This is a genomic window from Vibrio sp. 2132-1 (assembly GCF_033344315.1).
The window spans coordinates 1-755 of record NZ_JAWPON010000264.1 but is presented as its reverse complement, the minus strand read 5'-3'; the positions used below and the strand labels follow the sequence as shown (position 1 = coordinate 755).

1 protein-coding gene is annotated in these 755 nt (G+C 39.6%); it reads left to right on the top strand.

From position 1 onward, the window contains the following. Window positions 1-337: 337 nt before the first annotated feature. Window positions 338-755: ribonuclease regulator (locus tag R8N47_RS24825; RefSeq protein ID WP_318186055.1), on the top strand; the 418-nt coding region annotated here is incomplete at its 3' end.

The following is a 755-nucleotide window of genomic DNA, read 5'->3' as shown; positions in this document are numbered from 1 at the left end:
GTCTTCCAGAGGTTTATTCTGCGTAATGTCATTGATATATAAGTGTAATTACTTACGCTTGATTTTAAGAAAAACATCCTTGTTTTCTAACTTCAGGAGTTAATGCCATTAAACGAAGGGTGATTAGGAGCCATAGGTAAGCGGATCTTTCTCATAAAGCGCAAGATCAAACATTTAGACGGTGTTGTTTCTAGTTAACAACAACTTAACTGTGATCAATGTTCCTAGGATCGAATTATTTAGAAAATAGATGTGTTGGCTTTCATATTCTATGCTTTAATAGTGAGAAGCTTTTAGCAGATACTAATAAAAAAGTTAGACACAAGGAGTGGTGGACATGAAAAAATGGCTTTTTCTGTTACTGTTTTTAGTGTCTGGCGTTTCTTTTGCTAACGATCTCCCTCCCCTTCCAGGGAAAACAAGCACGTCTCCTCACAAACTCTTTATCTCGAGTGAAAGTTACCAAACCGACAGCTTTGATGTATGGAATATTGATGGTGGCTACGCCTATGAACTTTTTGATTCTGTTGACCTTTATGTAGGTGCGCGAGTCAATAACTCTCCGACTCAAAACCAAAGCGGCTTTCTCAGCGGGATCAGCTACCACTTCAATGATCGTGTCACCGTAAAAAGTACCGTAAGATCTTACAAATCTGAGAATAGCAACGGCATTCAAACCGAAGACAGTAGCCTCGCTGCTGAACTTTCTAGCCGCGTGAAAATTACCGATAAGTTAGACATTCACGCGACGTTGG